Origin of the sequence: Flavobacterium aquidurense (assembly GCF_002217195.1) — a bacterium.
GTDB lineage: Bacteria > Bacteroidota > Bacteroidia > Flavobacteriales > Flavobacteriaceae > Flavobacterium > Flavobacterium frigidimaris.
Genome location: NZ_MUGR01000019.1, coordinates 124,394 through 133,437, shown reverse-complemented (window position 1 = coordinate 133,437; position 9,044 = coordinate 124,394). Strand labels below are relative to the sequence as shown.

The 9,044-nt window shown below is 32.9% G+C and carries 7 protein-coding genes and 1 tRNA gene; all 8 read right to left on the bottom strand.

Annotation, left to right across the window (positions count from 1 at the left end):
- A partial coding sequence (locus B0A67_RS10615) for a hypothetical protein (RefSeq protein WP_207557327.1) occupies nt 1–1,100 on the bottom strand: 1,100 nt, incomplete at its 3' end.
- A gap of 273 nt (nt 1,101–1,373) precedes the next feature.
- Nucleotides 1,374–2,255: a hypothetical protein gene (locus B0A67_RS10610; RefSeq protein WP_072962742.1), complete on the bottom strand. Its 882-nt coding sequence runs from the start codon at nt 2,253–2,255 to the stop codon at nt 1,374–1,376.
- 111 nt (nt 2,256–2,366) lie between these two features.
- Nucleotides 2,367–3,167: a TatD family hydrolase gene (locus B0A67_RS10605; RefSeq protein ID WP_072962739.1), complete on the bottom strand. Its 801-nt coding sequence runs from the start codon at nt 3,165–3,167 to the stop codon at nt 2,367–2,369.
- A gap of 258 nt (nt 3,168–3,425) precedes the next feature.
- Nucleotides 3,426–3,923, bottom strand: a complete 498-nt coding sequence (locus B0A67_RS10600) for a hypothetical protein (RefSeq protein WP_072962735.1) — start codon at nt 3,921–3,923, stop codon at nt 3,426–3,428.
- Between the two features lie 153 nt (nt 3,924–4,076).
- A complete protein-coding gene (locus B0A67_RS10595; protein WP_072962732.1) occupies nt 4,077–4,949 on the bottom strand; it encodes a phosphatase domain-containing protein in 873 nt (290 codons plus the stop codon).
- A gap of 1 nt (nt 4,950) precedes the next feature.
- Nucleotides 4,951–5,967 carry an RNA ligase gene (locus B0A67_RS10590; protein WP_072962729.1) on the bottom strand — a complete coding sequence of 339 codons (1,017 nt, stop codon included), beginning with the start codon at nt 5,965–5,967 and terminating at the stop codon, nt 4,951–4,953.
- 258 nt (nt 5,968–6,225) lie between these two features.
- On the bottom strand, nt 6,226–8,466 hold the full coding sequence (locus B0A67_RS10585; RefSeq protein WP_072962727.1) for a hypothetical protein: 2,241 nt from the start codon (nt 8,464–8,466) through the stop codon (nt 6,226–6,228).
- A 240-nt stretch (nt 8,467–8,706) separates the two neighbouring features.
- Nucleotides 8,707–8,824 (bottom strand) — tRNA-OTHER (locus tag B0A67_RS24970).
- Nucleotides 8,825–9,044: the final 220 nt, after the last annotated feature.

The following is a 9,044-nucleotide window of genomic DNA, read 5'->3' as shown; positions in this document are numbered from 1 at the left end:
GCAACATGTTTTCGTATAAATACTTCTTCATGGTATAGAAGTGAATTAATTAAATTAGCATTAAACTTATTATAAATTCGACTGTAAGCAACTAATTTATAATAATTAACAAAGCGCCAAACGTCATACAGCTTTACATCGACATTATTTAAAATTTTACTTTCAATTTCTTCTATTTCTATCTCAGATATTTTATCTCCAAAATAATGTTCTGCGTTATCTCCTTTGCAAAGAAATGGAATCTCTTTATTATGCCATCTTATTGAACTTGAATCAGTATTTCCACGGTTAATAATATTAATGATTTTTTCTTTTTCATTATCATTGTCAATATCATCAATTATACTAATTAAATTAATTGATGAGAAATCTTCAACTGCTGGAAAAATTGATCTATTTGACAAAAACATTAATTCTTTAATATTCTGTCTAAAGTTTAAATTTATTCTATTATAAACTAATACCAACTGCTTACACGAAAATAAAGAGGAGGTTGGATTAATACAAATAATTGATTTTTTTAAATATTCTATATTTAATTTCTGTTCTTCAAAACTCTTTCTAAAAAACAAGTTTTTCCCTACTTCATAGTAATTAGGATGAGAAAAATAATACTTATTATTATCATATTTTAAAAAACCTCTTTCTTCAAAATATGCTATACTTTCTTTAAATCTTTTTTTAATTTTGTTGGTTTTAGCATATTTAGGAAATTTAGTCTCATCGTTAAGAACTTCATAAAACTTAGTTTTTTTAAATATTGAATACTGATTATCATCATCTGATAAAATAAAACCTAAATCCTCAATATTAACTCCAATATTGTTATTACAACATATTGACATAATGCCCAAAATTTTTGACTGTTCAAAATTATCTTTTAATAAATTATTTGAAATATCATTAGCATTATGTCGAGCAATACTTATTAATTCAGTTAACGATTTAGAATTTAATTTATCTGAATCATATCTTGACAAATAGTGTAACTGACCTACTTGAATTTTATGCTCTGTTTCTTTTCTAATATAATCACTAACTTTTTCTACTATTAGTTTATCAACTTTTTGAGCGTCTGAAAATTTTACCCAAAAATTCAATATTAATTTATTATCGTCTTCTGTTAAATTAATTATATTTTCATGTATTTTTTCAGAAAAAGCCTCGTCTAAAATCTCAATTTTACTGGTAATAATTAATTTATGGTTTAATGATAATTTTTTTGATAAATCGATTATTTTGTTTTTGATATCATTTGATTCACTCTTTGGTTTTAAGTGACCAAAAGGATCTTCAAAAATTAAAATTTTATCTTCTTCCCTATTCTGATTAAAAAAGTTTTCAATTTGGAAAAATTCGCTCGAAACCGATACCTAATTGTATCCTATATCTATAAAATCATTTGCTATTTTTTTAGCTAATTCTGTTTTACCGCATTGTGATATTCCAGTTAATAATAACAAATTTGAATTATTTAAAATCTCAAAACATTCAACTTCTTCTTTTCGAGATATAAAATTTTCAGTAATGGTATATCTATTTATTTTTGATTTGAAAATTAAGTTCTTTAAAGTCGGAATAATATCTTTTTTTGAATCTCTACCTTTTTTTACAATTTCAAGTAATTTCAAGTACAGATCCTCTGAAAGTGATTGTGGTATTGAAATTTTTTTGTTTAAACAATTTAAAATCTCATCATCTACCTTTTCTTCTACTATTTGCTCCCAAATCAAAGTGTTTTTTATTAATACTTCGATGTCAGATTTATTTAATTTATTTGATAATTCATCGCAAAAAGCTTTTCTCTTGATATCTAATTTAGTATCCTTAAATTTCACTCCTTTTAATTCATTTTTAAATTTCAAAATATCTTGTCCTGAAATATTATTACTATTTGAATCAATTAAAGGAAACTCTTTTAAAAATATTAAAGCTTCGTCACTACATCTTGAACGAGTGACAAATAAACATTTTGTTTTTTTATCTTTAACTCTTAATAATAAATTATTACTACTGCTTCTTTCTTGAAAATGAGACAACCATTCAAGAATCTTTGTAAAACCAATATTACTTCTTTCTCTCTTAATTTGTATCTCAATACAATTTTGATTTTCATCGACAAAAGTAATATCTTCACTTCCAATCTTCTCAACATATAGTTCTGAATTAAAATCATTACAATGTAAAAGTGCAAATAAGACAGTTACTTTATACTTATATTCGCAACCTTTAACACCTTCGGTAGCTACACTCATCTCAATTGAATTTTAAAAATTATTGAAGCCTAATTAACAAATAAAAAACCACAAACCGGCAAAATAAATTTGCAAATCTATGGTTAACAAAAAGTAAATAAAAGTTTTAATCTAAATCCCAAAAAAGTTCTTCGCATTCCTCGCAGTTTCCTCCGCAACAACAATCCCCGAAACTCCTTTAAACTGCGCCACAGTTGCTGCAACAAAAGGCAGAAAAGCAGGTTCGCAACGGCGTTCGTAGTGTTTTTTCAGGAGATTATTGGGTACGTTTTTCGGCAGCATGAATGGCGCATCGGTTTCGATCATCATTCGGTCCAGCGGAACGTACTGAATCACTTCTTTTAAATGATCAAAACGTTTACTGTCTGAAATTGCTCCGGTAAAACCGAGATAAAATCCGTTATCGAGATAGGTTTTGGCTTCGGGCAAAGTTCCGGTAAAACAATGTACAACGGCTTTTGGCAATTGTGGCAAATAGTCTTTTGCAATGTCCATAAACTTTGTAAAAGCGGCTCTTTCATGCAAAAACAAAGGTTTCTGAACTTCAATCGCCAATTCTAATTGCGCTTTGTAACACGTTTCCTGAACATTTCTGGGCGAAAAGTCACGATCAAAATCGAGTCCGCACTCGCCTACCGAAACTACGTGTTTCTGTTTTAGTAAATTTCGCAGTTTCGAAATACTCTGCACATCAAAACTCTTCGCATCATGCGGGTGAATTCCGGCTGTAGCATATAATATTCCGGGATATTCTTTTGCTATTCTAGAGGATTCTTCACTGTTTCTTACGCTTGTTCCGGTGAGTATCATTTGCGATACGTCGGCATCTAAAGCGTTTTGTACGACATCGTCTATGTCGTTTTGGAATTGTTTATTGGTTAAATTAATTCCTATGTCTATGTATGTATTCATATTTTTTTTAAGTTTCTAAGATTCTGAGAGGCTAAGATTCTAAGTCTTTTTTCCTCTTTGGAACGTTTATTATTTTTTTATTTTGCCACTAAGGCGCTAAGACGCTAAGTTTTTGTTTGGTTTGTATTTTTAATCGCGCAATCCCGATAGCCATCGGGAGCAGAGTCGCAAAGTTTTTTACACAAAGTTGTCATTTCTAATATAAAATGAGGATAAACCTTTGTCCCTTTGCAACTCTGAACCTTTGAACCTTCTCTATCAATTTTCATAAAGCCATTTTTGGGCCATTACTATAACTTCTTGTTCGATAGTATCCAGACTAACATCTTTATAATACCAATTGACTTGGCCTGCTATCAAATCATCCCAAGCATCATCAAGAACAGAGAGATCGATTATGTCTTTGTCTACATCAAAGTCGCAATAGAGATGCAGCATTCTTTTCAGGTTACCTCTCACATCGTCATGTTTCGCTACTTTATTTAGAAAATATCTTATATGACTTTTTTGAGATTCCTCTTTGTTTTTTGCCGTTAGATTCAATTCCGAGAGAACGGCTTCGAGATAAGGCTGAACTTCATCAGAATCAATTGGTTTATAGAAACAAGCCAAGTTATAAATCGCTTCACTCTCATAACCTGAATTGATCAATTCGATTGCCCAGTCTTCGATTAGATCGATATTGAGGTATTTATAAAAATGAAAGGTCAGAATGTAATCTGTGAGTATTTCGAAGTCTTTGTTTACTAGTTCCATGCCTGTTTTTTTTTTGCCACTAAGGCGCTAGGACGCAAAGTTTTTTATTCTCTTTGTCTGGTTTTAATCTCGCAATCCCGATAGCTATCGGGAGCGAAGTCGCGAAGTTTTTGCCTTTGTCCCTTTGTTCCTCTGCACCTTTGAACCTCTCTTCTAGAAATCCCCGTAATACACCTGGAAGCAAGGTAATTTCAGATCGTTTCTCCAAGTGTCGACAACTTGGTTTCTGTCGTCCAGAACGAATTCTACAAAGTATTTATCTTTGATAAACTCATTATAGATTTCGGTTTTTATGATCGAATCTTTTCGGCTGTCTTTGGTTTTACGCATGATCAGGTTGTCGTATTCGATTTCGTGTTTTTCCAGGAATCGCAATGTTGGTTCTTTGTATCGGTCTTCTCTTCCCGAAACCAGCAATATTTCATATCCCAATTTCTTGTAATTTCGCAACACATTCGCCACCGGATTATTGATTTCATCTTCATCACATTTACTGGCATCAAAAGGATTCCTTCCGTTCATTAAAGCCAGCGTTCCGTCAAGGTCGCAGATAATAGCTTTTGGCAGATTTGGGTTTTGAGCGCAGTATTCCGGAGAATCTTTAAAAAATTGTCTGTGCATTTTTCTGATTACTTTTTCTCCAACCGGTTTTTCTCTCAACGCATCTCGTTCTAGACAAACCGCAACATCTGTATTAACTTCCATAACCTCAATTTCAACCTTTTCATTGAATTTTGTGTTATATTCCTGAACCAATTGAGAAACGCGTCTTAAATTTGTTTCAGATAAATTTGTATCATCAATCACAATGCTTTTTCCCTCTTCAAGAGCTTTTACTATTAATAAATCACGTACTTTTTTAACGAATTTTTCGTTTTTATCACTAGTATTTCCGTTATCAAACATCGCGCGCAAATCGTCTCTGTTGATTCGTTTATAGGTCTCAGGGTTTTCTGCAATTATCTTTTTTGCCAAAGTCGATTTTCCGCTTCCCGGCAATCCTTTCATTAAAATTACTTTTCTCATTTTATTCTTCTTCTCTATTAAACGGTTTTTCAAATGCGGGACGAATCATTTTCCAAATAATCTCCGAATAATTTTTGTTATTCAGCATTGCAAACAAAACTCCCGGATATTGACAAGTCATGAAATACAAAGCAGTTTCTTTGCGTGATTCCAAAACTTTAAAATCTGCCTTACATTGAACTTCTATTACCGAATATTTATTTTCTAAATCTCTTTTGGTTTGTTTTACCCACTCAAAAAATTCATCCGGAACACGTTCCAAAATTTCTTCCATTGATTGATTGGTTTTCAAATATTCCCAGATATTCAAATTCGAAACCTGAGTGATGATTCGGTGTAAACGAAGGTATTCATCAAATTTAATTTTTACCCGAAAGTTGTTCGTATATTTAATGATAAAACCTTCTTTATTATCGATATCCATTTCTTTCAAAGTCAGAATATCTTTGATTCCGTCGTATTTTTCAACTACAGGAAAACCAATATTTTCAAGCGGAAATTCCTCTCCGGATTGTGTATCGATAATGGCCAGTAAAACAAGTTCTTCTGCTGCTCCGTAATCTAAAACAATTCGGTTTTCAGGATAAATAATTTCAAACAAATAGGTTTTGTTTTTATCCAAAAGCGGCCATGAATTTCTGTATTTTCCGTGCAGCATTTCATTCGCCTTATCTGACTGATCACTTGCAAAAGAACCGCGGCTTGCCATAAACGGAACCTCATCGATCCAATACAAAATCCCCATCGAACCGTCCATTTTATCGTAAACCTCAAAAGTCGATTCAGGAAGAATTTGATTTTCCATTTCACCTAAATTAAAAAACTTAGGAAAAGGTTTTGCCACAACATTAAAATTTTCATCTAAAATCAAACCTCTGCACGCTAAAGTTACCTCATTCCAAATTCTCTCAAATTGAGCATTTTGGGTATAATTATAAATATATAAATCATGTTCAGGATGTTTGTTTACCCGCACATAATTTTTTGAAATCATTTCCTTTAAAAGCGTTGTATTCATTAGTTCTTATCTTTAAACAAAGATTCAAATTCAAGTGCGCACTTATTTCGCGTAGTATTTTTTTTAAAGGTACAAAGTTGCAAAGGTTCAGAGGGACAAAGGTTTTTACGCAGATTTCGCATTTTATGTCATTTCGACGCAAGGAGAAATGACAAACTGTACGTTTAATACTTTTATAAAAAACTTTGCAAGACGCACAGCAATACATCTCTACAAAAACCTTTGCCCCTTTGCAACTCTGAACCTTTGCCCCTTTTTTTAATCAATTAATAATTGCGTAACTGCCGCAGCATTTATCGCCCATTGTGCATTGTAAATCTCATCGGCATTTTGATCTTGGATGATTGTTAAACCCTGGGCTTCCGCTTTAAGTTGCAACAAGCTACCAATATTCAATTTGCTGCTTAGTTTTGCTAATAATGCCTGAACTCCTTTAAAATCCAAACCCTGAACAACTTGTCCTCCAAAAGTCATCTCTAACCAAATAATTTCTCTTTTGGCTACATCCAACACTCCGAAAACCAAACCTTTGGCAACATTTTGCGTTACACGAACCTGATGATCTACACAAGACGGGTCGTATGCCACTCCGGTTTTCTCAGAGATTTTCATCGGGTGTTTACTGTTCATCCAACCCACAACAAGATTTGGCGTGATACTTCCGTTGCTGAACGCATTACAGGTAAAAGTTACAAATTTGGCTTTGGCTTTCGCCAAATCATCAATGTTGATGTTAATATATTCAGCGGTTCCAATTTTAGCCGGAATACTTCTGATATCACCGCTATGTTTACAACCAACAGTTTCCAATCGGTGGTAAGAACAGATATCGGCTTTATCTTCATACGCAATATGACAGCTTAAATCCATATCCAGGTGTTGCGCTGGCAAACCTGCACCCCATTGCATGAACAATCGCACTTCGTTTCCTGCAATCGGGAAACGTGTTCCCATTAAAGCAACCGGTAAATCCTGAACATTTTCGCTTCTATCCCCAATCGAAACTGGCATATTAAACAATTGCGGATCAATATAGATCGTTTTGTTTTTGTTAGCAATTGCTGCAAATCGTTTTTTCATGGCCAAAACACACAATTCTTCGATCTGGTTTTTCATCGCTTCTAATTGATCATCATCGTACAATTTCAATAAACCGTTTGGCGCAATTCGTTTGTTGGTTCCGCCTAAAGGTTTTACGCTTCTTTGCATGTTTTTATCAAAATAATTTTGAGCATACATGTTCAAAGTAAATACCAATCTGGCAGGAACTTTATCTATAATTTCTTCGAAATGAGCAACGGTTTCGTCTGCACCAAACCATAGCATATTCGAGAATAACGAACGTGCAAACAATCCCGGACGTTGTTTTAATAATGCAAATGTTTTATCGGCATCAAATTTTAATCTTGAAGAGTTTACTTTACTTTGCCAAACGTCATATACCTGATTGTAAAACACATCCATTAAAAAAGCTAATTTTTCAAAACCTTTTCTTTTGCTGTACTCCGCCAAACGAAGCGCTCGGATAAAACGAACCCACATTCCTCTTTTTGGGTGCATCATTTCGCACATTGTTTCAACATCCATATCAAGATTATTCAACCAGGATGCAACCATCAAACATTCTTTTCTGGAATATTTAAGTTTCAAATCTTTTTGAGACGCAACTTTCGCCTGCGCACTTGTATCTAAAGGATTATAAAAATGAGTTGCGTTTTTAGATATTCGTTTGATGATGGTTTTTGGCTCAATAATTTGCAACAATCCTGTATTCTTGAACCATAAATATCTTAAGATATCTGTTGGCGATTTAAAATACTGACACGCATTTTCGGCTTTACCTTCTTCAATTAAAACATCGATTACCAACATCAAAGTTTCCTTCATTGCGATATCTACTTTTGGTAATGGCAAGTATTTCAACGCCATTTTTAAACTATCTGCCTGCGTAGCATCTAAAGCGGTTTTAGATTGCAATAATGATTTGTAGAAATCTTCCAATTCCTTTTCTGACCATAAATCCAAAACTTTTAATTTGCTTCCTTGTCCGTAATTTTCGATTTTTACAAATTCAAACGGAGTTCCGCAAAACGGACAACCATTGTATCTTTCTAAAGGAAAAGTATTGTTTGGGATAATATGTCCGCATTGCAAAGTTGTTCCGTTTTTTGTTTGAAAAAAATTGGCAAAAAAAGTCGCAACGTGATCTATGGCAGATTCTCCGGTTGGAATATTCCATTCTTTAACCAAAGGCGCCCAGTTTTTATCTGTTCCTAAAACTTCTCTCAGAACTTCTAAAACTTCTAATTTATAATTCGGTTTTACATTATTTAAAGCGTGTAATAAAGCTTCGGAAAACGTAAATCCGAGTTTTGAAACATTGGTCACAAAAACCGATGTTGATCCTGATAATTTTTTAATATCATTCGCAATCATTTCTGATGGAATGAAAATAGCGTTTTGACGCAAACTGATTTTTAATAATGCTGTTGTTTTCATTTTTTTAATTTTTAAAATTTAGATAATGGCGTTTCTGAGTTCTACCTAAAAGATTTTGAAGTAAGAAACACTTGACCTGAAATTCGAGTGTAATTGATGAACTGTTTTATCTGATGGGTTTCCCCGAGAAGTAAGTTCATCTTGACCCTCCTTTTTTATTAATGATGATTTTAAAACTTGTTCGGACTCGAACCGAAAGTTACCAATTGTCTGAAGTAAGTTTTAATTGACCATTAATTGTGAAACAGGTGGGATTCGAACCCACGACCCGGACATTAGAAGTGTACGAAGTAAGTTTTGATTGACCTTTGAAGGATAATTTCAAAACTACCTGCTCTAACCGCTGAGCTACTGCTTCATTTTAAATTGAATAAAAAGGTAATGGTAGAAGTGTGTACATTGGAAAGTGTTTTCGAAGTAACTCAAACTTGACCTGTTTTATTCTTTTTTATTTGTATGAACGTTTGTTTTTATTTTCTGAACAAAGATTTCTAAACTCTTGCGCAATTATTCTGCGTAGTAAAATTTTTGTTACCTTTTAAGAAATACTATTTGTTTTATTTCCTGAACAAAGATTT

Excerpts from the sequence above, each read along its gene's own strand:
- B0A67_RS10600 (WP_072962735.1), bottom strand. The coding sequence starts at position 3,923 with ATGGAACTAGTAAACAAAGACTTCGAAATACTCACAGATTACATTCTG.
- B0A67_RS10590 (WP_072962729.1), bottom strand. The coding sequence starts at position 5,967 with ATGAATACAACGCTTTTAAAGGAAATGATTTCAAAAAATTATGTGCGG.
- B0A67_RS10610 (WP_072962742.1), bottom strand. The coding sequence starts at position 2,255 with ATGAGTGTAGCTACCGAAGGTGTTAAAGGTTGCGAATATAAGTATAAA.
- B0A67_RS10585 (WP_072962727.1), bottom strand. The coding sequence starts at position 8,466 with ATGAAAACAACAGCATTATTAAAAATCAGTTTGCGTCAAAACGCTATT.
- B0A67_RS10605 (WP_072962739.1), bottom strand. The coding sequence starts at position 3,167 with ATGAATACATACATAGACATAGGAATTAATTTAACCAATAAACAATTC.
- B0A67_RS10595 (WP_072962732.1), bottom strand. The coding sequence starts at position 4,949 with ATGAGAAAAGTAATTTTAATGAAAGGATTGCCGGGAAGCGGAAAATCG.